Here is a 26,083-nt window from a genome sequence, read left to right on the forward strand (position 1 = left end):
CGTTATGCTTCTCTCGCAAATTAAGAATGTAGATGGCGGAATTACCGTTGTCGTGCGCTCCGGGTCTGAGGCCTACGCGGTCAAAGGGGCAACATCGTCCTATGCTTTGGCGATGGAGGCGGCAACATCGGGCCGTCCGTTGGCCGATGTCATTCGTGACCACGGATTTGGTGAGGCTGTCGATCTTGAAGCGGCTTACGCTGACGGGCTGATGTTATTGCCGATCCACCACGACGATCCCGCGCACTGCCATTTGACGGGCACGGGCCTGACCCACCTCGGCTCGGCCTCGACCCGCAATTCCATGCACGCCAAGCAGGACAAAGAGGCGGTAATGACCGACTCAATGAAGATGTTCCAAATGGGTGTCGAGACGGGAAAGCCAGCAGCGAACGAAGTCGGGGCACAACCCGAGTGGTTCTACAAAGGCAACGGAACGATGGCAGTGGCCGCAGGTAAGCCGCTGCATTCACCGTCTTTTGCTGAGGATGCAGGCGAAGAACCCGAGATCGCGGGCATTTACATCAATGGTCCCGATGGTGCACCGTTTCGTGTTGGCTTTGCCCTGTCCAACGAGTTCTCCGATCACATCACCGAGCGCGGTAACTATCTCTGGCTTGCGCATTCCAAATTGCGCCCTGCTGCCATCGGTCCTGAAATGTTGATCGGTGATTTGCCCGCTGACGTACAAGGCATGTCGCGCATTTACCGCGATGGTGCGTTGATTTGGGAAAAGCCGTTTGTGTCGGGTGAGGACAACATGTCTCACACGCTTGCCAATCTTGAGCACCACCATTTCAAATACGACATCTTCCGCCAACAAGGTGATCTACACGTTCATTTCTTTGGGACCGCTACGCTCTCGTTCGCGGATGGCGTGAAAACCGAAGACGGCGATGTGTTCGAGATTGAAGCCGCTGATTTCGGTATGGCTCTGCGCAACCCGCTTGTCCAAGCTCCAAAAGTTGCAGGCACCACCAAAGTGAAGGCCCTATAATCATGAGTTTCAAACCTGCTGAATGGCCCCGAAAACTGCGTTCTCAATCTTGGTATGGGGGCAATAGCCGCGATACGATTTATCACCGTGGGTGGCTCAAGAACCAAGGTTATCCGCATGACTTGTTCGATGGGCGGCCCGTTATCGGCATCCTCAATACATGGTCTGAATTGACGCCGTGCAATGGCAGCCACATGAAAGAACTGGCCGAAAAGGTCAAAGCGGGTATTTGGGAAGCGGGTGGCTTTCCCGTCGAAGTCCCGGTGTTCTCGGCGTCTGAAAATACCTATCGCCCAACCGCGATGATGTTTCGCAACCTTGCGGCTCTCGCGGTCGAGGAGACTATTCGCGGACAACCGATTGACGGCTGTGTGCTTCTTGTGGGCTGTGATAAAACCACACCGTCCTTGATGATGGGGGCCGCGTCTTGCGATCTTCCGTCCATTGTTGTGACCGGCGGGCCGATGCTCAATGGTATTTACAAAAACGAGCGTATTGGATCTGGCACCCACCTTTGGAAATTTTCCGAGGATGTCAAAGCGGGCAAGATGACCCAAGAGGAATTCTTGGAAGCCGAACAAGGCATGTCGCGCTCAACGGGTACATGCAATACGATGGGGACTGCCTCGACAATGGCGTCTATGGCCGAAGCACTCGGCATGGCATTGTCGGGCAACGCCGCGATCCCAGCGGTCGATAGTCGCCGCCGCGTGATGGCGCAACTGTCAGGCCGCCGCATCGTACAGATGGTCAAAGACGACTTGAAACCCTCCGACATTATGACCAAAGCCGCGTTCGAGAACGCCATTCGCGCGAACGGTGCGATTGGTGGATCGACCAACGCCGTTGTGCACTTGCTTGCTATGGCGGGGCGTGTGGGTATTGATCTCTCTCTTGACGATTGGGATCGCTGTGGTCGTGATGTGTCCACTATTGTGAACCTGATGCCGTCGGGCAAATACCTGATGGAGGAGTTCTTTTACGCCGGTGGTTTGCCTGTGGTGCTCAAGCGTTTGGGCGAGGGCGGTCAGTTGAACAAGGACGCCCTCACCGTATCGGGCGAGACGATTTGGAATGAGGTCAAAGACGTTGTGAACCACAACGAAGACGTCATTCTGCCCGTTGATAAACCTTTGATGGAACAGGGCGGTATTGCCGTTGTGCGCGGCAACCTTGCCCCCAAAGGTGCGGTTCTCAAACCGTCTGCGGCGACACCCGCGTTGCTCACCCACCGTGGTCGTGCTGTCGTTTTCGAGGATATCGACGATTATAAAGCCAAGATCAATGATGAGGACCTCGATATTGACGAGACCTGCGTCATGGTCATGAAAAACTGTGGTCCCAAAGGCTACCCGGGCATGGCGGAAGTCGGAAACATGGGTCTACCGCCGAAGGTTCTGCGCAAGGGGATCACGGACATGGTTCGTATCTCGGACGCGCGCATGTCGGGCACGGCTTACGGCACAGTCGTACTTCATACCTCGCCTGAGGCCGCTGCGGGTGGTCCGCTTGCCGTGGTTCAAAACGGCGATTTTATTGAGCTGGATGTGCCAAATCGCCGTCTACATCTCGACATTCCTGATGATGAGTTGGCCGCGCGGTTGGCTGCGTGGGCACCGTCTCATGAACAGGCGACTGGTGGATATGCGTGGCTGCACCAAGCGCACGTCGAGGGCGCCGACACCGGTGCGGATCTCGACTTTCTCAAAGGGTGCCGTGGGGCACCTGTCGGCAAGGATAGTCACTAATGGCGTTGCGTAAAATTGCTCTGGTCGGTGTCGGTAAGATCGCAATCGATCAGCATATTCCATCGCTTGCCAAATCGGACGAATGGGAACTGGCTGCCGCGGTGTCACGCCATCATCAGGTAGAGGGTGTGCCAAATTATAAGTGTATGGATGAGATGCTTTGTGCGCACCCCGAGATTGAGGTGGTGAGCCTTTGCATGCCGCCTGTCCCACGTTTTGAATACGCGCGCGCGGCCATCGCCGCAGGGCGCCATGTGATGCTTGAAAAGCCTCCGGGTGCTACGCTGTCTGAGGTCTATGCCCTTGAAATGCTCGCACGCGATGCCGGTGTGACGCTGTACGCGACATGGCATTCGCGCAAGGCCGCACAGGTTGCAACGGCGAAGGCATGGCTCATGGGCAAGGCGATCGAGCGGTTCACAGTGACGTGGAAAGAAGACGTACGCAAATGGCATCCAAATCAGGATTGGGTGTTCGAGCCGGGAGGCATGGGCATCTTTGATCCAGGCATCAATTCCCTGTCCATCGTGACCGACATTTTGCCTGATCCGATCCATCTTACAGGTGCAATCCTGAAATTCCCCGCCAATCGCGACACGCCGATTGCTGCGGATCTCGATTTTTATCATCCGCATGGCGCAATCGTGTCGGCCCAAATGAATTGGGATCATAGCGGTGCTGATATTTGGGATATCGAGGCGGTGTGCAAAGAGGGTGTTTTGAAGCTTGAGAAAGGTGGAGGTGTGCTGCTGATCGACGGCATTGAACAACCCGGTGCAATAGGGCAGCTTGACGGCGAATATCCGCAGCTCTACGCCGATATGGCGGCCTTCGTTTCCAGCGGGGTAAGCGAAGTTGATATGCGTCCCATGCTACACGTCTCTGATGCGCTGACCCTTGGCAAACGCCAACAGGTGTCCGCCTTTGAGTGGTAAAGTTCAAAGCGATTAAACTGAAAAAAGGACGACCATCGCAGTGCGTTGGTCGTCCTTTTGAGTTGGCCCAAGACTGGACTATGGCACGCGGATCAGGCCGCGCTGCTTTCGTGTTGAAACGGCCGTACTGGAGCCGGAGGTGCCGTGATATCCTGCGCCGCAGCCATACGGTGACACCATATTTTATTATTTACTGGCGCTTGCATCAATGCAATTTCGAGCGATGAAATGGTGACCGGTAGGCGCAATGACACATCTGCGAGCATCAACCGGTGCGTGCCGTATTCATTCATTGCAAAATCGGAGGAGAGCAAAACAACGCTTTTGTCTGCGTGCGTTTCGCGCAATTTCTTTATCGCATCAAATTGCGCGGCGATGCCGTCAAAGCTGTCTAGATCGATAAAGATATAATTTATAGTCTTATCGTCGCTTAGCGCGGCTTTCAGAGAGCCGTAGCTTCCGCAAACTTTCACTTGTGCATCGTCGTTTTCCAGCATCGTGAGCATTGAGCTCGTGAGTGCACAAGATGTTGTGAGCAAACAGCAATTTGCGTCGAAGCCATCAAAAATACTAAACATATCGTTTTCCTTAACAGTTGGTAAAACGATAGCACGGCTTTAAACGAGCACGGCGCGCGCAAAAGCATGAATCATATATCTTTAGATGGCGTTGACACTTTTGGACTATCGCTTTTTGCAACTTAGGTTGCGCAATGTAAGGCCGCGATTTTGATAATTGGCCCGACGCGCCGTCATAGTGCCACTGGGGGGCGGCAACGGTGCATCGGGCCAGATCGATGATGGCTACTCTGACAACGTTGGTGGGCCGCCGTCGAGCTGCCTCTCATGCGAGCAGGGGTACTTTTTAGGTCTTAGGCATTGCTGTGTGAATGCACGCGAAAGTCTTAACGTTGGCGCATGAGTTTCTTGATTTGTCTTTGGGGTGGGGTGTGTCGCACATCATGAGCTAGAAACTATAGAATATAAGTGCTGCGTAAAATCGTCAGACTCGACCCTTTGCGTAGCTTACCTGTGGTTAGTTTTTACGTATGATCAAAAAGTAGATGCAGATTCCGTATGTTACGGAAAAAAGATGGTTCTATCAAAGGAGAGACAATGAAAATTTTAGCGTGCTTGTTTGCCGCGAGCGTTTTTGGTCTAGTTATTGGTTTAGGGCTTTTGGTGAGCGGGTGTGGCGTTGGAGTGGCTTTATTGAGCTATACGATTTCTGGGCTTATGTCTTTTGCCGCTTTGCTTGTGCGGTTGGAGCGTCCTATACTCCCTAAAGTGTTGGGTGAGTGCGCAAGGCAGCAAGCGTGAAAGCGGTCGATAATTGGGTGTGGATGCGAGTGAAGTCTGCGTCGATTGAGCGAGAGGTTGAGATTTGATGCATTTAAGTATGTTTAATACGAAGAGATTTATTAGGCCGCACGCGATGCGCGCCGGAAATGGCAGAGGGGCGCAATGAAACTTTTGCTAGCAGATGACCATGATCTAGTTAGAGACTCTGTCGCAGCATATCTGCGCAATGAGGGGTTTGAAGAGGTCACGACTTCTTCGTCGGTGGATCAAACAATTGAGATCTTACAAGCTGACTCAGCTTTTGACCTTATTTTGCTCGACTATCAGATGCCGGGTATGAATGGCCTCAAGGGCCTGGAGCAATTGCTGAACGATTATCCGGGTGTGCCGATCGCTATTATATCAGGCGCCGCCAGTGCAGAGGTTGCTCGACGTGCGATTGAATGTGGAGCGGTTGGATTTGTGCCTAAATCACTGCCAGCAAAGTCCATCGCTGGGGCAGTGCACATTATGGTCTCAGGCACGGTTTTTGCGCCATTTGAATTTATGTCACAAAAAGAGGCGAAGCCGGAGACGGGGCTGACATCGCGTGAAACCGAAGTGTTGCGTGGATTGTGTGAAGGCAAAGCAAACAAGGAGATCGCGCTTGATCTTGGGCTAAGCGAGGTCACAATTAAATTGCATGTGCGTACGTTGGGCCGCAAGCTTGAAGCACGCAACCGCACGCACGCGGCAATGATCGCTCGTGAAATGGGTTGGTTTGATTGATTTGCCTCGTGTGCGCTTAAGGTTTTAACGTGCGCGTCAGGCGGATGCCGAAACTGTCAAGCTCGTGAACGATGTCTGACACTGCCATGTCATCGATATTCGTTAGAATGTCTAAAAAGCAACTTACGAGGCACTCATCGGAGCTACTTGATGGCGGGCGGGCATTGATGTTCGCGGATTGTAGTGGTGAGGTGTAAATTGTGACGGTGTTGGGCATGTGTCTCGCTGGCTTATTGTTTAAATGGAGTGTTAGGGTAGGGTTATAGGTGCTCTTGATCGGCTTGGGCTGAAGCTACCCTTTCTCGTCGGCCTCTTGGATGCGATGATGCAGGGTTGCCAGTAGGGCGCTTGTATCTCCGCGCCATTGAATGGCGTGATGTGCGCCAAGTGCGATAAGAAAGCTTTTGAATTCATTCGGGAAGTGGGGGCCTACGGCGATCAGTTGTGTTTGAGGTGTTTCCTCTAGTACTTTGGCTGTGGCGCGCATGTGATCTATCAGGTTCGGGCTCATACTGTCAGAATACAGGCACACATAGTCGAAGGCCATTACGGCAAAAAGGTCTCGGGCACGTTCAAAGTCGCAACTGGCAATCTGATATCCAAGTGGCATCGCGTTTGAGCGCGGGAAGATCGATCCAGCGGGAAATCCAATAAATAGAATTTTGGTATGCGCGGTGACAGTAGGAACGACATGTGGTTTTCTAACTGTCTCTGACGGCATTTGGGGCCGCATCGCGTATTGCTCACTCTTGTCGGAGGGGGCGTGGCGATTTAACAGTCTGTTAACTAAAGGGTTCATTTTTACTCTCAAAATTCGAAACGGATGATATAGATGTCTATGTCTGCGCTAACAGTATGTAACCGCAGCCTCCGAGAATTAAAAAACGAGCAATAGAGTAATTTTCACTTAATTCGGGTCTCTCATATATTCTAAAGTTTTCATTCGCCAACTAAGGAATCTTCGTGGTGAATCGGCTTTTGTGCGCCAATTGTTGGTTAATATATTGTTATGGTTAATTTATCTGAGGAATTCCTTTAGGTTGTACGCGTTCGACGGAACTCTTCTTGTCGCGTTAACTATACTTTTGGATATAATGTGATACCAATGAGGATATATGAAAAACTATAGCGCCATGTGATGATGTGCGTGAACATCAGCACGAGGAGCTATAGTGTGAATTTGAAATCTATTCTGTGTGGAGCTGCTTTGGCTTTGGTCCCCTTTTTGGCAGCCGCCAAGAGTGAGCCCGAGCTAACTGGCCCAACAATTTTAACCGTTTATGGTGATTTCGACTCAGACGGTGTTGAGGACATGCGAGACTTCGATCTGGCAAGCCTTGACGCGATGACGCAAGGTGCGTTCGAAACAACTACGATCTGGACCGAAGGCCTACAATCGTTTTCGGGCGTTTATGTACATACGATCCTGGAGAGCCTCGGATTGACCGAGGGCGAGTTGTTCGTGAGCGCCATCAACGACTATGTGGTGTCAATGCCGGTGTCAGAAATGCGCCCCGATGAGGCGCTTTTGGCGACACGTCGTAATGGCGATGAAATGTCAATCCGCGACAAGGGCCCTATTTGGGTTGTGTACCCATACGATAGTGATGATGAGTTCCGCAGCGAAGTCGTGTATTCACGCAGCGTGTGGCAGGTTAAACAACTTCGCGTCGAGCTTTCCGAGTAATCTAGATGTCTTTTCGAAGTGGATTTAGTGCGCGACTTGTTCGGGCGGCGGAGGCCAAGGGTGCGCCCTTGGCTTTGCTGCTGTTCTTTGTCGTCTCTATGTCCATTTGGGAAATAGCGCGCTACGGCGGTGCTGTGCGTACCGAGATCGAAAGTCTCGCAATTGCGAATTCCGATAGTCAGCAATGGTCTCTCGCACAGTTAGAAGTCGAATTTGATCAGATGCGAATCGCCCTGTTGATGTTTGATCCCAACGATCCGGTGCGTGTGAAGGAGTTTTCGCAACGCTTCGACGTGTTTTACAGCCGCGTTGAAACCGTGATCAATGGGGATGCATTCGCGCGCGTGTTCGACGGTAGTTCGATATTATCACGTATGGACACGTTGCGAGAGTTTACTGTTTCTACCGCGCAGATTGTAGATGCCGGGCCGGACGCTATTGCGTCAGCCTATCCGCCGTTGTCATCGCAAATGGAAGATCTTGCTTTCAACGTGCGCGCTATCTCGCTCCAAGGTATCCGCGAGTTTGCGGTGGCCGCACAAGATCAGCGCGAACGTGTATATTCATCCTTGGTCCGTTTGGCGGCAGTTGCGGGCGTCTTGGTGACAGCACTGTCGATGGGATTATTCGGGCTTTGGTGGCTATGGCAATTCGGCGCGCGCCAAACGCGGTCACTGCGTTCGGCCAAGTTGCGTTTTGAAGCGGTCATAAATACGGCTCTGGATGCCGTGGTTGTGGTTGATCAGGACGCGCGTGTCGTCGAATTCAATCCAGCAGCTACAACTATTTTTGGTTACTCCGCACAAGACGCAATCGGGCGATCGCTTTCGGAGCTTATCGTTCCTGATCACTTGGTGGCGGCGCACGAGGCAGGGTTCAAACGCTACCGAGACGGTGGAGTAGCGCGCGTGGTTGGAAAAGGGCTGGTCTCAATGGAGGCCAAACGCAAGAATGGCGAGCTCTTTCCGGTGGAGCTATCTATCGCGTCGATCCGCCTCGGTGACCGCGAGCTGTTCGTGTCTTACATGCGTGATATTACGAACCGCGTTGCAGCACAAAATGACTTAATCCTCGCGCGCGACCAAGCTATGGAAAGCGAACGCGCCAAAGCGGCATTCGTTGCGGTGATGAGCCACGAAATCCGTACGCCGCTCAATGGTCTATTGGGGACGCTAGAAAACCTAAAAGTAACGCACCTGACGGGTGGGCAAAAGCGGTACGTGCAAGCTATGGAATATTCGGGGGCAATTTTGTTAGGTCATGTTAATGATGTGTTGGATGTTGAAAAGCTGGAAGCAGGCAAATTCGATTTTGCCCGCGTAGCCTTGTCCCCTTACGAATTAGCCAATCGCATTGTCGAAACAGTTTCCGCTGACGCGCAAGAGCGAGGAAACCACGTTTTGATTGAGGTTGTTGGTGATGTCCCAGAGTTTATTGTCGGCGATCCCGCGCGCATTATGCAGATATTGATGAACCTTGTGGGCAATGCCAACCGGTTTACCGAGGGCGGGTCCGTCACCATCGAGATTGAGTTTCACAATGCCTCCTCGCAGATTGAATACCGTGTAATTGACACAGGCGTTGGGATTCCTGAGGGAGATGTCGATCGAGTGTTCGAGGATTTTGTGACCATATCGACCGATAATGCCCGCAGTGGGAGCGGCACAGGTCTCGGGCTCGGTATTGCGCGGCGTGTTGTGCGTGCGATGGGCGGGCAAATCGGTGTCGAGAGCGAGGTCGGGGAGGGGAGTGTGTTTTGGTTCTCTATCCCAGCAGATATCGCTGTGTCGATGGACGCGGGGCCTGTCGAGGCCGAAAGTGGTTCGACTACTCCAACGCCGCGTAGTCAAGCGCCACTTAGAGTTTTGGTGGTTGAGGACAACGCAATCAACCGTGATGTCCTGTGTGAAATGCTTATGCGCGGTGGCCATTCGTTCGAGGCGGTCGTTGATGGGGCGCAAGCGGTGCGCGCCGCGTCCTCCTCCGTGTTCGACGTTATTTTGATGGATCTCAACATGCCAGTTTTGAACGGCACCGATGCCACTCGCATTATTCGTGAGGGTGATGGGCCAAATGCAACGGCACCCATTATTGCGGTCACGGCGAATACTGCAAAGGATATTACCGCGAGGCTACGTGCCGAAGGGTTCTCGGACGTCATCATCAAGCCGATTACAAAGCGAAAGCTTGATGAGGTTATGCAGATTTCCGTGCGTCCGGGGTCTGCTCTGTCCGATTCTGCATCTGGGGTTATTGTCAACGAGGAGATCCTTTCGGATTTGGGCGAGGCGCTGGGTGCGGATCGTTTGCGCCACACCTGTGAGCGGTTCGTTGATGAGGGTTATCAACTGATCGCTGAAATGCGCGCGATGATTGGGCAACGCGACGTTGCTGGCTATGCAAAGGTTGCGCATAAATTTGCAGGATCGGCTGCGTTGGTGGGGGCGAATGCGCTCATGGAGTTGCTCTTGATCCAAGAACAGCAGGCACACTCACGCACCCTTGCTGCTCTCACCGTTGACCTATCGCGGCTTGAAGGTGTTTTTGCGCAAACATGCGATGGTCTCGAAGCGCGTCTGGCAACTTAACGCCGAAATCCTTGCTCCGTTTGACCAACGATTGCACCCTTTGGGGTTGGTGCATGTATACTTAAGGTAGAAATTGATCGCGCATTAGCATACTTTACCGATTGTTGTGGCTCAGAGGGTGGCGAAAGTTAGCTAATCGGTTAATTTGAGCTTAGCTAAGGAGTAAGAACATATGAGTACTGATACTTCAGATCTAACAGGACATAAAGTTGCTCCTCAGAGTGATAATGATACTATATCTGTTTTGATCGCAGATGATCACAGCCTTGTTGCAGATGCAATAAAGTTGGTCCTCTTGGAAGAGCGCGATTTCACAGTCCAGATTTGCAACTCTTTCGAAACGACCATTGAGGCGATGCAAGCCGCGCCTGAGGGGTTTGATGTCATCATGCTTGATATCTCAATGCCTGGGATGGAAGGCCTGAAATCGGTTAAATCTGTCGTGAGCGCTGCGGGTGACGGCAATGTCGTCATCTTTTCCGGTACGACAGACGATGATTTCATTTGGCAGGCGATTGGCCTTGGCGCAAAGGGCTTTATCTCTAAAACCCAGCCATGCAAGAGCTTTGCAAGCACGCTACGCTTGATCGCAGATGGCAACGAGTTTGTTCCGCTGTCTTTGGCGCGCAAGTCGCAAGAGCGTAGGGCTGGCGTATCTGTTGTGGATGAGCGCGAGCGCCTAATTCTACGCTCTGCTGCTGCAGGCAAAACAAACAAAGAAATCGCAATCGAGCTCGATACAACAGAAGTTGCGATTAAGATGAAGATGCGCGCAATCTGCGCGAAACTCGACGCACGCAATCGGACACACGCCGCGATGATTGCCAAACAGACAGGTTTGATCTGATCTGGTGCGATGTCTTCTATTTCGACTAAGGTCGAGTGTTGCCCAAAGCGGTCATCACGTCTTATATACTGACCGATGACCCGCTTAGGGAGACGCGAATGTGGCGCAGAACACTCCAAAACATGATGAGCGCGAAAAGATAACGCGACGCAAGCTTTCTGATCAGGTGCTTGATAAACTGCGAGAGATGATCACATCTGGTGTGCTTTCTTCCGGTGACGTTTTGCCGTCCGAGCGTGCACTGATGGATCGCTTTGGCGTGGGCCGTCCTGCCGTGCGCGAGGCGTTGCAGTCTTTGCACAATAGTGGCCTGATTACGATCAACCATGGCGAGCGGTCCCGTGTAAATGCAGTGGATGCGAGTACAGTTCTTGCGCAATCAAGTGAGATCGCGCGCCTCGTTTTGTCGTCGGCGCCCGCCAACCTTGAGCACCTGAAACAAGCACGCCAGATGTTTGAACTTGGAATGGTGCGTATTGCCGCGCGAACGTCAACGGCTGCGGATGTTGCGGATTTGCGTCTTCTCGTGGAGCGTCAGCGCATTCACCTTGGGGATGCCACGACTTTTATTGAAGCGGACATCGCCTTTCACACACGTGTTGCGCAAGTAGCTCAAAATCCCATTATTGCCTCTGTGTCTCACGCGATGTTGGGATGGTTGTTTGATTACCACCTGACGCTATTGCATTGGTCGGGGAACGAAGACATCACGTTGGCGGAGCACACGAAGATTGTCGATTTGATTGAGTGTCATGATGAGGAGGGTGCCGTAGCTGCGATGTCTAACCATCTTGATCGGTCCAGTGATGCGTTCGAGGCAAGAGAATGACGGTACACACGCATCCAGATCGCCATATCGACGCGGTCGGCCTCTTATGTCCGCTACCGGTTCTTAAGGCACGCAAGGCTTTGTTGGATATGCCTGCGGGGGCGGTGTTGCGGCTGGTCGCATCGGACCCCGCGGCGATCATTGATGTGCCGCATTTTTGTGTCGAGGCGGGGCATACCTTTCTTTCCGCTGAGGACGTGGGTGACACTCAGGTCTATCTGATCCAACGAGGATAATTAGGGTTTTAGGACGGCTTCGGCGTCTATGCGATCCTGCGGTGTGTTGATGTTGAAGAACGGGTCAATCCCGTCCTCGACGTCGAATGTGACGATGTTTGCGCTGTGACGGAGCGCGAACTGCCCGACACGACGATCACCGTCAGCGAGTGCGGCGCGGATTTTGTCACGCAGACGAACAGGCCAAACACCTATTACCGGATGATGGCGCCGAATTCCATGTTGAGAGCTGGCGGCAATGCAGAATCCGGAGTTCGTGGCACCGCGCGTGAGGCGCGCGACCAAAGTGTCGGGTATAAAAGGAACATCGACAGGGACGCAAAGTATCTGTGATTGCCCTGCGCGCGCCGCCCATTCTAAGCCTGCAAGAATCCCCGATAGGGGGCCTTGCTGTTTAGGGATTCCATCGGCCAAGACCGGTAAGCCGAAGCTCTCGTAAAGAGGCGGAGCGCTATTTGAACTGATGGCCAGGTTGCCGCATTGCGGGCGTAGTGCATCAATCACACGCGCCACTAAGGGAAGGCCATCGAGTATGATGAATGCCTTCTCAGTGCCGCCCATACGCCGTGCTTGTCCGCCCGCTAAAATCAGACCTGCTATCTGTTCCATGGCGTGCCTTTTGTGTGTCGTTTATGCGTGAAAGAGCCGTCCAGACGCTGACAGATTTGACCTTTCAATGCGTGCCGCCATTGTGTACCGCACACCCGACACGAACAAGGGATCAAACATGCTTGCATATATTTCGGCACAGGGACATGGGGAGATCGATGCAATCTTGCGAAATGTCGCTTCGGCTTTGCGTGATCAGGGTGTCGCAATTGCGGGGGCGGTTCAGGTGAATACGGACCACGCTGATACTCAGATATGCCATATGGATCTGCAAACGCTATCGTCAGGAACGCTGTGGAGGATCAGTCAGTCGTTGGGGCCGTTTGCACGGGGATGCCGACTAGACCCTGATGGGTTGGAGCGGGCGGTTGCCCAAGTTGAGGCCGATATGGCGTCTCATGCCCCATCGGTTTTAATCATCAATAAATTTGGCAAACAAGAAGCAGACGGGCGCGGATTTCGCGGCGTCATTGCGGGCGCACTTGAAAATGGCATTCCGGTTGTAGTTGGCGTGAACCCCGCCAAACGCCGCGAGTTTGATGCGTATTGTGAGGGTCTTGCTGTGCCGTTGGAGGCCAATGCTGGTGCCGTGCTCGACTGGATTATCATGCAGATTGCGCCTTAATCAGTCCTAAACTTGGCGCGTAGTTTTCACGAGCGCGCCCGATTTTTGCCCCGATTCTGCGTCAGTTTCAATTTTGGACATGACCAAAAGGAGGTCCGACATGATTGATCTTAGCGCGCTCGCTACCCGTTTTGAAACCTTGGCGGTAACGCTTTCGAAGGGCCAGATTTACATGATGCTTTGTATTGGGCTGGCCCTCATCGTGCTCTCGTTGGTGGCTATTATTTTCCAAGGACAACGTGGCGTACATCGTGATCCTGCCACATTTGATGTGAGCGGCAAGCACAAGAAAAGTCGATCTGCCCGCAACGGACAAATCCTGGCGCGCTTCGATCAAATTTCCACATCCAAGGCGTAAGGCGTAGTCGTTAGTTTTAAGGGGTTTACCAATGTACAAAATGGTTATTCAGGCGGTTATGTTGACCGTCGCTGCCGTTACTTTTATCTTTTTCAAGTCTGATAACTTGCGCCATGCCGCGCAGACAGGCGATGTGAGCGCGCTCACGGCTCTCGTCGTTCAGTCGAAGTATGCAGACATTGATATGTCCGGTGCTGATCCGGTTTATGCCGAACCGTTTTACAAGAAATATGATCCGCGCGCACTGTGGCGAGAGCGACCCAAAACAATTAGCCTTGCCCCCAAGTCGATCCATGTCGCATCGGGGCAGGTTGGCGGGGATGCCACGGCAGCGTTGCTTGCACAAGGGATAGATCCGTCAAAAGTCACGGTGATCAAACTAAAGTAAGCTTGGCGGATGGGCGCTTAGAAATTGATCTCGATGTTAGGAAGTTTGATCTCTTTGAGCAGGTCGCGCACCTCTTGGCGGGCAGCAACGTTAGAGATGTTCAATGCGTTTTTCACGCCGATGTCTTTGAGATCGAGCAGTGTCAGGCCGCGCGGGAAGAGTTCGCGGAAAATGACGCGCTCGGAGAACCCGGGGGCGACACGAAATCCGATCCGTTTAGACAGATCTTCCATAGCACTTCCGATTTTCTTTTTGTTGTGCATATTCTGTGCGCCGACACGGTTGCGCAAGACCACCCAGTCAATGGGTTTTAGCCCTGCTTGGGCACGCAACTGACGCGCATTCCAGACCATTTCGGAATAGACCGATGGGCCAAGGATCTTGTTTGTATCAGGATCCACCCGGGCCAATAGATCAAAGTCGATAAAACTGTCGTTCAACGGCGTAACCAAGGTATCTGCGAGAGAGTGCGCCACTTGGCTCAAACGGGTGTGAGAGCCTGGGCAATCAATGAGGATGAAGTCACACGTGTCCTCAAGACCGGCCACGGCCAGAGATAGCCGTCTATCATACAGGTTTTCGCCGTCCTCAAGTTCGTCGGCGTTGACGGACGGTAGGTCACGATAGTCGGGGGTCGGGAGGTCATGCCCCTCACGCACGCAAAAGGAAAGACGGTTTTCCAAATAGCGTGCAAAGGTTTTTTGGCGCAGGTCCAGATCAAGCGCACCTACGCGGTAGCCCATACGTGAGAGGGCCGTTGCAACATGCATAGAGACGGTTGATTTACCCGCTCCGCCCTTCTCATTTCCCACGACAATAATATGTGCCAACTGTATATCCCGTCTTTACCGCGCGGTAATATTTGCCGCACATGTTCCTAATTATTACCGCCATGTATGCCGTTGATCCGACCTCATGCGCAAGTGCGTTTCGCGAAAACTGGGTACCAGAACACGTCGAATGGTCGTGGTGATCAACACAATGGAGATCACGCCGAGATGGTGCGCTGCGACATGAAAAAAGGCCCGCAGAATGATCTGCGGACCTTTCGTAAACAGTAACAGGCTTGGCTTAGAAGCCGAGGCCGGAGTATTTGCTCTTGAACTTGGAGACGCGGCCGCCTTGGTCCATGAGGCGGGTTGAGCCGCCATTCCATGCTGGGTGCACAGACGGATCAATGTCGAGGGACAACTGATCGCCTTCGGAACCCCAAGTGGATTTCATCTGGACAACTGTGCCATCGGTCATTTTGACGCCGATGACGTGGTATTCGGGGTGTGTATCGGATTTCATCGAAGGTCTCCTTAGGCTTTGGCGTTAAGCGGTTTGTAGTTGGTGACTTCTGCAATACGTGCGGATTTACCACGACGCTCACGCAAGTAGTAAAGTTTGGCGCGACGAACGCGGCCACGGCGGACAACTTCGATGCTGTCGATGTTGGTGGAGTGCAATGGGAACATACGTTCCACACCTTCACCAAAGGAAATTTTGCGAACCGTAAAAGAACCGGAAATGCCAGCGCCGTTTTTACGGGAAATGCACACGCCTTCGTACATCTGGACACGGGAGCGGGTGCCCTCGGTCACTTTAAAGCCGACGCGAATGGTGTCGCCTGCTTTGAAATCGGGAATGGATTTGCCGAGCGCAGCAATTTGCTCAGCTTCCAGTTGTGCGATAAGGTTCATCGCTTTCTCCAAAATATTTTTCGCGGTTTATATCCACGAATGTTTCACGCGTCCCAGAGCTCCGTGTCTTCTTTCGGGTCATCATGTGCCCGCCGGAGAATTCGGTCGACTTTAATTGTTCATGTCTTGTCGAAACTCATAGCGGCGCCGAAGAAGGCGCCCGAGAAAACAACAAAACAGTCCGCACACCGATTCTGATGCCAGACGAGCGGTGTATAGGTGGATTGAATCAACGTGGCAAGATGTGTGTGCGTGAAATCGTCCCGCTTGCGGTGTTTAGCGCTGATCGTCTGATGACGGTTTGAGCATATCTGGGCGGCGCTCGCGGGTGATTTTTTCAGCCATCTTTTGACGCCACTGCGCGATCTTGCCGTGGTGACCGGACATGAGGACCTCAGGGATTGGAAGCCCGCGCCATTCGGCCGGTTTGGTGAATTGGGGGTGCTCCAATAAACCATTCGAGTGGCTTTCTTCCTCAATGCTCTGCGCGTTTCCAAGTACGTCCGGCAACAGGCGTACCGTGGCGTCGATCATCGCTTGGGCTGCGATTTCGCCGCCGGTAAGAACAAAATCACCAAGGGATACTTCTTCAATGCCATAGTGATAAAGCACGCGGTCGTCCAAGCCCTCAAATCGCCCGCAAATCATGGTCACGCCTTGAGCGTTTGACCATCGCCGCGCTGTGGCCTGATCAAACCGCTTGCCGCGCGGGGAGAGATAGACCAAAGGCCAGTCGTCGCGGTTTGGCGGGGTGCCGTCCATCGCGAAATCAATCGCATTTCCCATCACGTCTGGTCGCAATACCATGCCCGCGCCGCCACCTGCTGGGGTGTCATCGACGTTGCGGTGTTTGCCAATTCCAAATTCGCGCAGATGGATCTTCTCTAACCGCCATTTGCCCTCTTGGAGCGCTTTACCCGTGAGGCTCTCACCAAGAACGCCAGGAAAAGCTTCGGGAAACAGAGTAATGATTTTAGCTGTCCACGCCCCCGCAAGGTCGGGTGTATTGGTCATCAACTCGCGTGGGCGCAACGTAGGCCGCACGGCGAGGCGACCGTGAGATTTCGGAGTATCGGATGCGGGTGCCGGCTTATCTGTCATTGCGTTGCTATAGCCTATCGCGGCGAGGACGCAAATGCATCGCGGGGGTCCGTGCCCATTTCCGTATCGTCCTCACCAAAGATGGACCGTCTCAATGCCCAATAATCAGGCCCACGCAGATCGTTTTTATGCGCATCAACCAAGGCCGCGCGGGCATTTGAGGACGCTGACACATTGGTGTTGGGCGGGATGGTCAGAGCCGATTGCAGGTGCGATAGTCCGAATAGTGCTAAAACGGGCGAGATAGGGTGACCCATGTCTTCAAGCGCGCATGAGCTCACAGCAACATCGCCCAACCGCGCGCGCATGTCCGCGAGCACTGTGTCAAAGTCATCCGCTCCGCGATACCGCGCTTCGAACTCTTCGAGCGATAGCTTATACCGCTTTTGCTTTAGCCGTTGCCAATGACACGACGCGAGCCATCCGTTTCGACGGGTTGAGAAGTAGAAAGATAGCGTGTCCAACGATCCCCACGCGGCCTCAAACCCTTCTGAGATCAGTTTCATCGCGGGGCCCGCCGCAGAGAAATTACGGATGTTTTTATATCCCGGATAGTGGCCGCACAGGTTTTCATGCGAGATCAAAAGTGGACGGGGGTCATGCGCGTCAAAGGTTTCGAAAAAGGCCTCAGCCTCATTGCGCAACGCTTGTCGTGTCGGGCGATTGCGCATCTGGGAGAAGTTTTTTGACGAGAGTGCAAGAAGATCAAGAAGCGGATCTTTGGGGAGGCGCATCTCCATATGTGGCACGAGTAGATCGGTGTTTTGAGCCAATGTGTGTTGAAGTGTGGTCGTCCCTGTTTTGTGAAAGCCGGCATGGATCACGACACGGCGTTTCACTCGAACAATCCCTCTGGGGGATCAGCGATTATGCGCCGTGCTGAAAGGTCAACGGTTGGCACATGTGCGCGTGTAAATGGCAGCAAAACCGAAGCTTTTAGGGTCGGCCCGTTAACTTCCAACAAGTCGCCCGCCCCATGATTGAGCACGTCTGCAACCCTCCCCAATACGGTTCCGCCCGTATCGCACACTTCCAATCCAATGAGGTCTGCATGGTAAAACTCGTCGTCAGGCAAGGACGGTAGGACATCACGGCTGACGTGCAACGTGACCCCTTTTAGGGCATCGGCATCTTCCTTTGTGATTACGCCGTCGATGCGCGCTGAAAAGCCGTTTTTGATCGACCGTGTAATGTCGATTTCAAATTTATGTTTGCCGTCGTGGGACATGAGGGTGCCGTAAGTCGCAATGTCTTCGGGGATCGCACAAAACGACTTGATACGTACATCTCCATGAACGCCGAAGGAGCCTGCTATAGCACCCACAATTATCATACTGTCTGTCATTGTGCCCTCATGGCCGTTGAGATGGTCGCAAAATCTATTGTGCTAACTTCGAACATACTTCGGCGAAACGCCATACCCCAATTGCGTGTCGCATGGATGAAATTGGCGAGCGTCGCCCGCACTATGGTCGGCCTATACAGCCATGATCGCCGCTCGGATATTCGGTATGCAGAACTTTTCGCGACCTATTCATGCGCGGCATACGCGAGATGGTGAGCCGCAATGTCGTCGCCATATAAGTCAAATAAAACCCCGAACACGTGATTATCGCGTTCGGGGCCTGTCGTCATAAAAAAACACGCTCGGAAGATTTACTCTTCAGCAGCGGCTTCTTCAGCAGGGGCGGCAGCGGCTTCAGCAGCATCTGCAATTTTCGCTGCTTTTTCTTCAGCGCGCGCAACGGCTTTTTTGCCTGGTGTGCCTTTGGTTGGGTTGGCGCGTTCTTTTTTTGCAACAACACCAGCCGCTTCGAGCATGCGGGAGATACGGTCGGTTGGCTGTGCGCCTTCGCCGAGCCAGTATTTTACGCGCTCAACGTTCATCTGTACGCGCTCTTCGTTGTCTTTGGCGAGCAACGGGTTGTATGTGCCGAGTTTCTCGATGTAACGGCCATCGCGTGGCATGCGTGCGTCAGCAGCAACGATACGGTAGAAAGGGCGTTTTTTGGAACCGCCGCGGGCGAGCCGGATTTTCATAGCCATGATAAAGTCTCCTATGTGTAGCTATTAAGCTGATGTTCTCGTTTTGAGAACGTTCAGCAATCTTGGTGTTGTTTGTGGTGTTGAATAACTTCCTGAATAACGAATTTCAGGAATTTCGTTGCGAATTCCGGATCGAGGTTGGCGCGTTTGGCCAAATCCTCAAGCCGTGCAATTTGAGTGGCCTCGCGCGCCGGATCAGACGGCGGAAGGTTGTATTCGGCTTTCAGCTTACCGACCGCCTGAGTCTGCGCGAAGCGCTCGCCGAGAGTATACACAAGGATGGCGTCGAGACGGTCGATGCTATCGCGGTGCTCGGCCAAAATCTCTTGGGCGCGGATGATAGGATCACTCATGCGTAGGCCTCCATTCCACCGTCTTGCAACGCGGCGGGATCGGGGTGACGGTAGACAATAGTTTCGGCAGGGCTTTCGCCATCGGGCAAGGCCGCACTCTCATCATGCGCAGCGCCCAGACGCATTGCCAATGCAATAGACCGAGTATTGGCAGGCGAAATATAGGAGACAAGCGTCTCCTGACCCAACTCAACATAAGCAAAATCGCGCGCCGCTTGGGCGGCTTCGAAGGCGTATCCGTGTCCTTCGCCATCGGGCGTCATCATCCATCCCAACTCGAGTTCGGGAAAATGATCGGGTTTTAACAGAGCAACTTGACCCAGAAATACACCATCATCGGTGCGCTCAACGCCCCACGCCCCGTAGCCAAACAAGGACCATTGCGCGACATCGGAGCAAAAACTGAACCATGCTTGGCGTCGTTTAAGTTGGCCCATATATCCTGCCCTATCCGATGCAAAGATGTCGGCATAGGCGTCAAAATCACGCGCGACATGGGGGCGCAGCGTAAGGCGAGCCGTAGTTATGGTCGGGGCCTGTCTCACTTACTTTTTCTTCCCAAAGCCGGAGAGACCGGGCGGAAGCGCGTTTCCGCCAAGGCCAGGGAGATTACCCAAAGCGGGCATGTTTTTAGGTAGACCGGATTGAATGGCACGGGTGGCCTCTGCCATTTTCGCGGGGTCCATATCTTCGAGGCTCTGCGGCCCGCCTTTGCCAAACATGCCTTTGACGGCTTGTTTAAGCATCCCGCCTTTGCCCATTTTGCCCATCTTCTTCATCATGTCGGCCATCTGGCGCTGCATTTTGAGAAGCTGGTTCAGTTCGGGCACTTCGAGGCCTGCGCCCTTGGCGATGCGCTTTTTACGGCTGGCCTGCAACAGCTGTGGGTTGGCGCGTTCGAGTTTGGTCATGGATTGGATCAGGGCGATCTGGCGCTTAAAAACGCTTTCGTCAAACCCACTGTCCTTGATCTGTGACGCGGCTTTTTTCATGCCGGGCATCATGCCCATAATGCTTTCCATGCCGCCCATTTTTTGCATTTGCTCAAGCTGCATCTTGAGGTCGTTCATATTGAACCGACCCTTTTGAAAGCGCTTCATCATTCGTTCGGCGTGTTCGGCCTCGATGGTCTCTTGGGCTTTCTCGACGAGGGACACGATGTCGCCCATGCCAAGGATACGGCCCGCGATCCGCTCGGGGTGGAATTCCTCAAGCGCGTCCATCTTTTCGCCAATGCCGACAAACTTGATCGGCTTGCCTGTGACGGCACGCATGGACAAAGCAGCACCACCGCGACCATCGCCGTCCATTCGGGTGAGGATCACACCCGTGATCCCGATGCGCCCGTCAAAGTTTTCAGCGGTATGCACGGCATCCTGACCCGTCAGACCGTCGACAACCAAAATGGTTTCGCGCGGGGTGGCGATGTCGCGCACCGCTTCGACCTCGGCCATCAGGGTGTCGTCGATAGACAAGCGGCCCGCGGTGTCGAGCATGTAGACGTCATAGCCGCCCATTGTCGCCATCTGCTTGGCGCGTTTGGTGATCTGTGCGGGGCTTTCACCCGCCACGATTGGTAGAGTATCAACGCCGATTTGCTCACCCAACACGCGCAATTGTTCCATCGCTGCAGGACGGTAAACGTCGAGCGAGGCCATCAAAACGCGCTTGCTTTGCTTCTCTTTGAGGCGCTTGGCCAATTTGGCGGTCGTTGTGGTTTTACCGCCACCTTGCAAACCGACCATAAGAATCGGTGCAGGGGGATTGTCGACTTTCAGCGCGCCAATGTCGGCCTCGTCACCGGCAAGGAAATGCACCAACTCGTCGTGGACGATTTTGACGACCTGTTGACCAGGTGTCACAGACTTGGTGACGGATTGACCGGTGGCCTTGGCCTCGACGGCTTTGACAAAATCACGGGCAACGGGCAGCGACACGTCAGCCTCAAGAAGAGCTACGCGTACTTCGCGCAGAGCCGTCTTCACATCATCTTCGGACAGCGCCCCTTGTTTGGTGAGCTTGTCGAAGACGCCTGAGAGGCGATCTGACAGATTTTCAAACATTATGGCGGTCTCCCTACCTGTTGACGATGTGCCTCATCTGGGGACGAAGCGGTGAAATTCAAACGCCAAATGGATTTTGGCCCCCGTGGGCGAAACTCGCTGACGGGGGGCGATCCTGGCGCGTGGGCCTGAGGACCGGAAGAATTTGCGCTTCCGGAAGATGTTGGGCTGCGTTTACGCGCGGGGGACAGGTGAGTCAAGTGGCGCTAACTTTCGTTACACACACCTGATAGCGGCGAAAGGTTATTTTGACCCAAACATGCGTCTACCGCGTACTACCAACTCAATAAAGTGCGATCAGGGAAAATGATCAATGAACCGTGTCTTGATACTTGGGAGTGGCCCCGATGCACCGCAGGCGGCAAATTGGGACTTATCGCGCTTTGATGCCGTGGTCGCTATTAATAATGCTTGGCGCGCTTTGCCGAACTGGACGCATCACATTCATCCGGATGATTTTCCACCCGAGAGGCGACCGCAAGTCGTGCAGTCAGATCAACACGTGATTACTAGTGCGGATTATGTTCCGGCGCAAAATGTCTATGGCGGGTTCGTTTATGCGGGCGGGACGATGGCGTTCACGGCGGCCTATTGGGCGCTGCATGCACTACGGCCATCTCAGATGTGCTTTTACGGATGCGATATGGTGTACCCCAAAACGGCGCAAACACATTTTTACGGGACAGGAACGGCCGATCCGTTGCGTGATGACCCTACGCTCAAATCGTTGCCCGCCAAGGCGCGCCGTCTACAGTATTTTGCGGCCAACCAAGCCTGCGAGATGCTCAATTTGAGCGGATCAGAAAGTGTGTTGCCTTATTTTCGGGCTGAGGTTGGAGCCGTATCTGCCCGCATTGATCCAGTTGTGTTTGATATCGAGCGCGTGAATATGGCGCTGAAGATGGAAGAGGATGCGGGCTATTATGTTCCCTCTGGCATGTATTGGACAGAACTGGCGCGTTTTTCTCAAGATGTGTTGGACGATATTGATGCGGCATGGCTGCGGGCGTTTGATCCAGCTTAACAATCGCGGACGAGTTTGATTGAGGTATTTAAGCCGCATGCGCGTTTGTCCTTGCATTTTTGCAGGGCGAGGGCGATTTTGCACCTCAATGCAGCAACTTCGCACAGGTGACGCGCCATGATGTCTGAAAATTGGGATGAAATTCGTACGGCGTTTCAGGTGGCTAAACTTGGCACTGTTTCTGGCGCGGCACAGGTCTTGGGCGTACATCACGCTACTGTGATCCGACATATTGATGCCCTTGAAGGACAGTTGGGGGTCAAACTGTTTCAACGCCATGCCCGTGGCTATACGCCAACCGAAGCAGGCGCCGACCTGCTGAGCGTTGCGCAAACCACGGACGACCAGTTCTCGCAATTGGTGAGCCGCATAAAGGGTCGCGGCGAAGATGTTTCCGGCGAATTAGTTGTTACGTCGCTGCCGGGCATGGCGTCGGTCGTGGCGCCAGTTTTGGCGGAATTCCAACGCACGTATCCCGATGTTATTGTACGGTATCTGACCGGAGAGCGGGTGTTCCGCCTTGAATACGGCGAGGCGCATGTTGCTATTCGCGCAGGCAAACCACCACAAGAGCCTGACAATGTCGCGCAGCCCTTTTACAGCCAGTCGCATGCGCTTTATGCGCACAAAAGCTACCTTGAGCGCTTCGGGCATCCCGAGCCAGATCAAATGCTGAATGAATTGCGATTTGTCGGGCACGATGATCACACAAATCGAGCGCCGTTTATGAGATGGCTGTATGAGCGTGTCGACCCTGATCGCATCACGTTCCGCGCCTCTGAGGTTGAGGCGATGATACAGGCGGTCTTGTCAGGCATCGGGGCGGGCTTTTTGCCAACGCATCTTGCCGCAGGGCATGACGATATGATCGAGCTGATGGGCGCTCGTCCGGAATGGGAAAGCGCAAATTGGCTTGTGACCCATGTCGATTTGCACCGTACGCCAAAGGTGCAGGCCTTTTTGACCATGCTCAAAGATCACGCAAAGGACTGGACCTGTGCCGCATAGAGCCTCACGCGATGATCGTCGCCGCGGACATCTTGCCATGCTGGCGTTTTCAGCCTTGGTTGCGGGGTCTTTTTCCCTCGGCTCAATGGCGGCAAATGAAATATCGCCCTTTGCCCTGAACAGTGTCCGTTTTATCATCGCCTCCATTGTGGTCGGGATGTTGGCGGTATTCACAGGGGGAATTCCGCGTGAGGCAATGCGTGCGCCGTGGCGCTATGGCATTTTGGGCGGTCTGTTCGCGCTTTACTTTGTTATGATGTTCGAGGGGCTTAAAACCGCAACGCCGGTGTCCACGGCTGCGGTGTTTACGCTGACACCTGTGCTAGCTGCGGGATTTGGCTATCTCATCGCGCGCCAAATCACGACAAAACGGATTGCGCTCGCGCTTGCGGTTGGGGCCACAGGGGCGCTTTGGGTGATTTTTCGCGCGGATCTGTCGGCCTTGCTAGCATTTGAGGTCGGACGGGGTGAGGCAGTCTATTTCATCGGTGTGATTGCACATGCGATCTATACGCCGCTGGTCCCTAAGTTCTCACGCGGGGAACGCACGTTTGTCTTTACCTTTTTCATCCTGATCGCCGCGACCATCGTGCTTTTGGCGTTCGGATGGCGCGATATTGTGGCGACTGATTGGGGCGCGTTGCCTGCGATTGTCTGGATTACACTTGCCTATGTCTCGATCATTGCTACGACGACAACGGCATCTCTTTTGGCCTTTGCCTCTGTGCGCCTCGCCTCGGCAAAGGTCATGGCCTACACTTATCTCACGCCGTCTTGGGTGATTGTGTGGGAGATCGCGTTGGGCCACGGGGTGCCATCTGTCTACGTATTTGGCGGGATCGGGCTAACCATATTGGCGCTCTATCTGTTGCTCAAACACGAGGCGTAGGTTTAGTCCGCGTGCGGCTGCTCGTCGCGCAACTCATGCTCTAAAAACCGCTCCAACCCGTCGAGATCCAGTTCCTCGAACTGGCCAAACCCCTGCATCCATATGCTTGCGGCTTTCATCGCGTCAGGGTCAAGCTTGCACCATTTGACCCGCCCGCGTTTTTCTTGGGTGATGAGTCCGGAACGCGTCAAAATGGTAAGGTGTTTGGATACGGCGGCCAGCGACATCTGAAAGGGATCCGCCACATCGGTCACAGCCATATCGTCCTCAAGCAGCATAATGAGGATTGCCCTGCGGGTGGGATCGGCTAGAGCCGCAAAGATGTGATCAAGGTCAGGTGTCATATCCCAAAGCGATAGGGAGAGCGCGGCTATTGGTCAACCATTTGGTTGAATAATGCATTTGGGTGGTTTTGGGGCAATGCGGTCAGGTGAGCGCACCGAAAATAAAGCAAAACCGTTTATTTTCAGTATGTTATGTTAGTGCGTGCCTTATTGACTCTGATCGCCGTGCCGCCTAGTTTCCGCGGCAACGACCTTAGGGGGCAAAACGTCTATGACCGACCCGCATGAACCTGAGCGCCTGCGCGCACTGGAAGAGCGGATTGCAAAGGCGAAAGGGGCGCAAGCGCCAAGAAACTCCAAGGGTGAAGAGCACTTTTCTCAGGCCAACATGGCATGGCGAATGGTGGTTGAATTGATTGCCGGTCTGTTGATCGGCTTTGGCATTGGGTACACCCTCGATGGGGTGTTCGGGACGCTCCCGATTTTCCTAGTGCTGTTTGTAGGATTGGGTCTCGTAGCTGGCGTCAAAACGATGATGCGAACAGCGGCAGAGATACAAAAGCAACAGTTGGCTGATGTCGACGTAGAGAACAACGCGGGCACACCCGCAGGCGATGAGAGGGATTAAAATGGCTGAAGAAGCACACGGCTCCGAAAGCAGCTTGGTTTTTCACCCGATGGACCAGTTTAAGATCTCTCCGTTGTTCGGGGATGGTCCAATTCATTGGTATACGCCGACCAACGTAACGCTTTGGATGGCTTTGACCGTCTTGTGCATTGTTGGCCTGATGGTTTTGGGGTCGCGCGGTCGCGCTGTCGTGCCATCGCGCATCCAGTCCGTTGCTGAATTGATGTACGGATTTGTTCATAAAATGGTTGAAGATGTGGCAGGCAAAGACGCCATTCGCTACTTCCCTTACATTATGACACTGTTCTCGTTCATCGTGTTCGCTAACACATTGGGCCTTATTCCGACGGCCTTCACCACGACTACGCATATCGCGGTTACAGCCGTACTTGCGATGCTCGTGTTTACCTTTGTGACAGTGCTCGGCTTTGTGTTGCATGGCACCAAGTTCCTCGGATTGTTCTGGATCAAGTCGGCGCCCCTTGCGATGCGCCCGGTCCTCGCAGTGATCGAATTGATCTCGTATTTCGTGCGCCCTGTAAGCCACTCTATCCGTCTTGCGGGTAACATGATGGCGGGTCACGCGGTTATGAAAGTATTCGCCGGCTTTGCCGCGATCACACTAATTTCACCTGTTTCCGTTGTGGCGATCACCGCCATGTACGGCCTCGAATTACTCGTAGCGTTTATCCAAGCCTACGTGTTCACTATTCTTACCTGCGTGTACCTAAAGGACGCGCTGCACCCATCCCACTAACGGGCGGGTCAGGTTCGAACGACTATCTAAAGCCAATTCCAACGTAAGGAGATACCCCCATGGAAGGCAATATCGCAGAACTCGGCAAATACATCGGCGTCGGTCTCACGGCATTCGGCATGGGTGGCGCAGCCATCGGTGTTGGTACCGTTGCAGGCAACTACCTCGCAGGCGCATTGCGCAACCCATCCGCAGCTGCTTCGCAGACTGCTACACTCTTCATCGGCATGGCCTTCGCAGAAGCGCTCGGGATTTTCTCGTTCCTCGTCGCTCTCTTGCTGATGTTCGCTGTCTGATCTGACGCTTCATCCTTACGGCAGGGTGGGTCG

General features: G+C 53.6%; 32 protein-coding genes. 18 read left to right on the forward strand and 14 right to left on the reverse strand.

What is annotated here, in order from left to right; translation table 11 throughout:
- From araD1 to ACTG34_RS08165, 3 genes are all read left to right on the forward strand, one after another.
- Positions 1 to 997: AraD1 family protein (gene araD1 / locus ACTG34_RS08155; protein ID WP_439104455.1), on the forward strand; the 997-nt coding region annotated here is incomplete at its 5' end.
- 2 nt (positions 998 to 999) lie between these two features.
- On the forward strand, positions 1,000 to 2,745 hold the full coding sequence (gene araD, locus ACTG34_RS08160; RefSeq protein ID WP_439104456.1) for an L-arabinonate dehydratase: 1,746 nt from the start codon (positions 1,000 to 1,002) through the stop codon (positions 2,743 to 2,745).
- Positions 2,745 to 3,680, forward strand: coding sequence for a Gfo/Idh/MocA family protein (locus tag ACTG34_RS08165; protein WP_439104457.1), 936 nt, complete (start codon positions 2,745 to 2,747; stop codon positions 3,678 to 3,680). Before araD ends, ACTG34_RS08165 begins: the two co-directional genes overlap by 1 nt.
- Before the next feature lie 92 nt (positions 3,681 to 3,772).
- On the opposite strand, the gene ACTG34_RS08170 is transcribed toward ACTG34_RS08165, so the two are convergent.
- Positions 3,773 to 4,258, reverse strand: a complete 486-nt coding sequence (locus tag ACTG34_RS08170) for a hypothetical protein (protein WP_439104458.1) — start codon at positions 4,256 to 4,258, stop codon at positions 3,773 to 3,775.
- Between the two features lie 885 nt (positions 4,259 to 5,143).
- On the opposite strand from ACTG34_RS08170, the gene ACTG34_RS08175 reads away from it, so the two are divergent.
- Positions 5,144 to 5,749, forward strand: coding sequence for a response regulator transcription factor (locus tag ACTG34_RS08175; protein WP_439104459.1), 606 nt, complete (start codon positions 5,144 to 5,146; stop codon positions 5,747 to 5,749).
- A gap of 292 nt (positions 5,750 to 6,041) precedes the next feature.
- On the opposite strand, the gene ACTG34_RS08180 is transcribed toward ACTG34_RS08175, so the two are convergent.
- Complete coding sequence (locus tag ACTG34_RS08180) at positions 6,042 to 6,482, reverse strand: hypothetical protein (protein WP_439104460.1); 441 nt, start codon at positions 6,480 to 6,482, stop codon at positions 6,042 to 6,044.
- Positions 6,483 to 6,923: 441 nt separating this feature from the next.
- Here ACTG34_RS08180 and ACTG34_RS08185 point away from each other — a divergent pair, with 441 nt between their 5' ends.
- The 5 genes from ACTG34_RS08185 (at position 6,924) to ACTG34_RS08205 (ending at position 11,936) form a co-directional block, all read left to right on the forward strand.
- Positions 6,924 to 7,436, forward strand: a complete 513-nt coding sequence (locus ACTG34_RS08185; protein WP_439104461.1) for an oxidoreductase — start codon at positions 6,924 to 6,926, stop codon at positions 7,434 to 7,436.
- Between the two features lie 5 nt (positions 7,437 to 7,441).
- A complete protein-coding gene (locus ACTG34_RS08190; protein ID WP_439104462.1) occupies positions 7,442 to 10,024 on the forward strand; it encodes an ATP-binding protein in 2,583 nt (860 codons plus the stop codon).
- Positions 10,025 to 10,196: 172 nt separating this feature from the next.
- The gene (locus ACTG34_RS08195; protein WP_439104463.1) at positions 10,197 to 10,871 is read left to right on the forward strand and encodes a response regulator transcription factor; all 675 of its coding nucleotides are present in this window, start codon (positions 10,197 to 10,199) and stop codon (positions 10,869 to 10,871) included.
- Between the two features lie 100 nt (positions 10,872 to 10,971).
- Positions 10,972 to 11,700 (forward strand): transcriptional regulator NanR, encoded by a 729-nt coding sequence (gene nanR / locus ACTG34_RS08200; protein ID WP_439104464.1) that lies wholly within the window; start codon positions 10,972 to 10,974, stop codon positions 11,698 to 11,700.
- Positions 11,697 to 11,936, forward strand: a complete 240-nt coding sequence (locus ACTG34_RS08205) for a sulfurtransferase TusA family protein (protein ID WP_439104465.1) — start codon at positions 11,697 to 11,699, stop codon at positions 11,934 to 11,936. The genes nanR and ACTG34_RS08205 overlap by 4 nt, the downstream gene beginning before the upstream one ends.
- On the opposite strand, the gene mobA is transcribed toward ACTG34_RS08205, so the two are convergent.
- Entirely contained in the window at positions 11,937 to 12,545 is a 609-nt protein-coding gene (mobA, locus tag ACTG34_RS08210; RefSeq protein ID WP_439104466.1) for a molybdenum cofactor guanylyltransferase MobA, read from the reverse strand.
- Positions 12,546 to 12,663: 118 nt separating this feature from the next.
- On the opposite strand from mobA, the gene ACTG34_RS08215 reads away from it, so the two are divergent.
- The 3 genes from ACTG34_RS08215 to ACTG34_RS08225 all read left to right on the forward strand — a co-directional run bounded on the left by ACTG34_RS08215 (position 12,664) and on the right by ACTG34_RS08225 (position 13,916).
- The gene (locus ACTG34_RS08215; protein WP_439104467.1) at positions 12,664 to 13,170 is read left to right on the forward strand and encodes a DUF2478 domain-containing protein; all 507 of its coding nucleotides are present in this window, start codon (positions 12,664 to 12,666) and stop codon (positions 13,168 to 13,170) included.
- 100 nt (positions 13,171 to 13,270) lie between these two features.
- Complete coding sequence (locus ACTG34_RS08220; RefSeq protein ID WP_439104468.1) at positions 13,271 to 13,528, forward strand: hypothetical protein; 258 nt, start codon at positions 13,271 to 13,273, stop codon at positions 13,526 to 13,528.
- A gap of 31 nt (positions 13,529 to 13,559) precedes the next feature.
- Entirely contained in the window at positions 13,560 to 13,916 is a 357-nt protein-coding gene (locus ACTG34_RS08225) for a hypothetical protein (RefSeq protein ID WP_439104469.1), read from the forward strand.
- Between the two features lie 17 nt (positions 13,917 to 13,933).
- Here the strand turns inward: ACTG34_RS08225 and ACTG34_RS08230 are convergent, their stop codons facing one another.
- The 10 genes from ACTG34_RS08230 to ffh form a co-directional block, all read right to left on the reverse strand.
- On the reverse strand, positions 13,934 to 14,746 hold the full coding sequence (locus ACTG34_RS08230) for a division plane positioning ATPase MipZ (RefSeq protein WP_439104470.1): 813 nt from the start codon (positions 14,744 to 14,746) through the stop codon (positions 13,934 to 13,936).
- Between the two features lie 241 nt (positions 14,747 to 14,987).
- A complete protein-coding gene (gene rpmE / locus ACTG34_RS08235; protein ID WP_062216617.1) occupies positions 14,988 to 15,209 on the reverse strand; it encodes a 50S ribosomal protein L31 in 222 nt (73 codons plus the stop codon).
- 11 nt (positions 15,210 to 15,220) lie between these two features.
- Complete coding sequence (gene rplS / locus ACTG34_RS08240; RefSeq protein WP_439104471.1) at positions 15,221 to 15,601, reverse strand: 50S ribosomal protein L19; 381 nt, start codon at positions 15,599 to 15,601, stop codon at positions 15,221 to 15,223.
- Positions 15,602 to 15,877: 276 nt separating this feature from the next.
- Complete coding sequence (gene trmD, locus ACTG34_RS08245; protein ID WP_439104472.1) at positions 15,878 to 16,702, reverse strand: tRNA (guanosine(37)-N1)-methyltransferase TrmD; 825 nt, start codon at positions 16,700 to 16,702, stop codon at positions 15,878 to 15,880.
- A gap of 14 nt (positions 16,703 to 16,716) precedes the next feature.
- Entirely contained in the window at positions 16,717 to 17,541 is an 825-nt protein-coding gene (locus ACTG34_RS08250; protein ID WP_439104473.1) for a hypothetical protein, read from the reverse strand.
- Positions 17,538 to 18,047: a ribosome maturation factor RimM gene (gene rimM / locus ACTG34_RS08255; protein ID WP_439104474.1), complete on the reverse strand. Its 510-nt coding sequence runs from the start codon at positions 18,045 to 18,047 to the stop codon at positions 17,538 to 17,540. Before rimM ends, ACTG34_RS08250 begins: the two co-directional genes overlap by 4 nt.
- A 311-nt stretch (positions 18,048 to 18,358) precedes the next feature.
- Positions 18,359 to 18,748 (reverse strand): 30S ribosomal protein S16, encoded by a 390-nt coding sequence (gene rpsP, locus ACTG34_RS08260; protein WP_439104475.1) that lies wholly within the window; start codon positions 18,746 to 18,748, stop codon positions 18,359 to 18,361.
- A gap of 53 nt (positions 18,749 to 18,801) precedes the next feature.
- Entirely contained in the window at positions 18,802 to 19,101 is a 300-nt protein-coding gene (locus ACTG34_RS08265) for a chorismate mutase (RefSeq protein WP_062216600.1), read from the reverse strand.
- On the reverse strand, positions 19,098 to 19,646 hold the full coding sequence (locus ACTG34_RS08270; RefSeq protein ID WP_439104476.1) for a GNAT family N-acetyltransferase: 549 nt from the start codon (positions 19,644 to 19,646) through the stop codon (positions 19,098 to 19,100). The genes ACTG34_RS08265 and ACTG34_RS08270 overlap by 4 nt, the downstream gene beginning before the upstream one ends.
- A complete protein-coding gene (gene ffh / locus ACTG34_RS08275; RefSeq protein ID WP_439104477.1) occupies positions 19,647 to 21,164 on the reverse strand; it encodes a signal recognition particle protein in 1,518 nt (505 codons plus the stop codon).
- 313 nt (positions 21,165 to 21,477) lie between these two features.
- Between ffh and ACTG34_RS08280 the strand changes: the two genes are divergently transcribed.
- The 3 genes from ACTG34_RS08280 to ACTG34_RS08290 all read left to right on the forward strand — a co-directional run bounded on the left by ACTG34_RS08280 (position 21,478) and on the right by ACTG34_RS08290 (position 24,085).
- A complete protein-coding gene (locus tag ACTG34_RS08280) occupies positions 21,478 to 22,188 on the forward strand; it encodes a hypothetical protein (RefSeq protein ID WP_439104478.1) in 711 nt (236 codons plus the stop codon).
- Positions 22,189 to 22,305: 117 nt separating this feature from the next.
- The gene (locus tag ACTG34_RS08285) at positions 22,306 to 23,196 is read left to right on the forward strand and encodes a LysR family transcriptional regulator (RefSeq protein WP_439104479.1); all 891 of its coding nucleotides are present in this window, start codon (positions 22,306 to 22,308) and stop codon (positions 23,194 to 23,196) included.
- The gene (locus tag ACTG34_RS08290) at positions 23,186 to 24,085 is read left to right on the forward strand and encodes a DMT family transporter (RefSeq protein WP_439104480.1); all 900 of its coding nucleotides are present in this window, start codon (positions 23,186 to 23,188) and stop codon (positions 24,083 to 24,085) included. Before ACTG34_RS08285 ends, ACTG34_RS08290 begins: the two co-directional genes overlap by 11 nt.
- Before the next feature lie 2 nt (positions 24,086 to 24,087).
- On the opposite strand, the gene ACTG34_RS08295 is transcribed toward ACTG34_RS08290, so the two are convergent.
- Positions 24,088 to 24,429, reverse strand: coding sequence for an ArsR/SmtB family transcription factor (locus tag ACTG34_RS08295; RefSeq protein WP_439104481.1), 342 nt, complete (start codon positions 24,427 to 24,429; stop codon positions 24,088 to 24,090).
- Between the two features lie 211 nt (positions 24,430 to 24,640).
- Between ACTG34_RS08295 and ACTG34_RS08300 the strand changes: the two genes are divergently transcribed.
- The 3 genes from ACTG34_RS08300 to ACTG34_RS08310 are packed head-to-tail and all read left to right on the forward strand — an operon-like array spanning position 24,641 to position 26,050.
- Positions 24,641 to 24,997: an AtpZ/AtpI family protein gene (locus tag ACTG34_RS08300; protein ID WP_439104482.1), complete on the forward strand. Its 357-nt coding sequence runs from the start codon at positions 24,641 to 24,643 to the stop codon at positions 24,995 to 24,997.
- A gap of 1 nt (position 24,998) precedes the next feature.
- The gene (locus ACTG34_RS08305; protein ID WP_439104483.1) at positions 24,999 to 25,754 is read left to right on the forward strand and encodes a F0F1 ATP synthase subunit A; all 756 of its coding nucleotides are present in this window, start codon (positions 24,999 to 25,001) and stop codon (positions 25,752 to 25,754) included.
- Between the two features lie 59 nt (positions 25,755 to 25,813).
- Positions 25,814 to 26,050 carry a F0F1 ATP synthase subunit C gene (locus tag ACTG34_RS08310; protein ID WP_062216586.1) on the forward strand — a complete coding sequence of 79 codons (237 nt, stop codon included), beginning with the start codon at positions 25,814 to 25,816 and terminating at the stop codon, positions 26,048 to 26,050.
- The last annotated feature ends 33 nt before the right edge of the window (positions 26,051 to 26,083 follow it).

It is taken from the genome of Celeribacter marinus, from assembly GCF_965656515.1.
Lineage (GTDB): Bacteria > Pseudomonadota > Alphaproteobacteria > Rhodobacterales > Rhodobacteraceae > Celeribacter > Celeribacter marinus_D.